The organism is Aedoeadaptatus nemausensis, assembly GCF_903819165.1.
GTDB classification, from domain to species: domain Bacteria; phylum Bacillota; class Clostridia; order Tissierellales; family Peptoniphilaceae; genus Aedoeadaptatus; species Aedoeadaptatus nemausensis.
Window position 1 is genome coordinate 1 of sequence record NZ_CAIJCS010000048.1, and the last position, 827, is coordinate 827.

Annotated in this window: 1 protein-coding gene and 1 pseudogene; both read right to left on the minus strand. The window is 35.6% G+C overall.

What is annotated here, in order from left to right; all coding sequences use genetic code 11:
• Window positions 1–228, minus strand: a pseudogene (locus PEPTYR26121_RS08680) (phage major capsid protein); the annotation flags it as partial.
• Between the two features lie 4 nt (window positions 229–232).
• Window positions 233–827 (minus strand): head maturation protease, ClpP-related (locus PEPTYR26121_RS08685; RefSeq protein ID WP_180501032.1); only part of this gene is annotated, 595 nt, incomplete at its 5' end.

Genomic DNA, 827 nt, shown 5'->3' on the forward strand with positions numbered 1-827 from the left:
ATTTGTTAGTGCTTGAGTAGTAGGTTTTTCTAAAGTTTTATCCATTTCTTCTTCCCTCTTCTTTCTTTCAATTTCACGAGTATAATTCTCGATAGTTCTTTCCATTTCTTCATATGTTTTAAAGTCTTCATCAGACATTAGACCCTTTTCATCTTTCTTAGATTCAGCAAATGATTTTGCCTCATCCCAAGCTTTAGTTCTCTTTTCCATTAGTTCTTTTAAGTTCATATCTTTACCTCCAAGTATTTTTAATTTTGTTTAATCTGCCTTCGACCTCACTCATTGAGTGAGTTTTCACTTCTTTATTTATCTTTGTTAAGAGCGAGTTTGTAACTGCTCGTCTTGAGAAGACCATGTTCGTAACTTTTTCATCTTTTCTTTTATCAGTGAGAGTTCCATCGCAAAAGCCCATCTCGATGGCCTTATTCTTATCAAACCAAGTCTCTCCATCCATTAGATTAGAAATCTCTTCTCTAGATAAACCTGTCTTAATCTCATAGGCATTGATGATTGATTCCTTGACTTCCTTTAACATGTCTATAGCTTTTTGCATTTCTTTTGAGTCACCAATGGCTACAGTTAAAGGGTTATGAATCATCATTAATGAAGTAGGACTCATCAATACTTCAGTTCCTGCCATGGCAATGACAGATGCTGCTGATGCTGCAAGCCCATCAATCTTAATGGTTACATTTCCTTTGTGCTCTAAAAGCATGGTGTAAATTCTCGATGCAGCTATACAATCTCCACCAGGAGAGTTGATCCACACAGTTATGTCTCCACTTTTATTTTTTAATTCTTCAAAAAAGAGCCTTGGCGTGATTTCA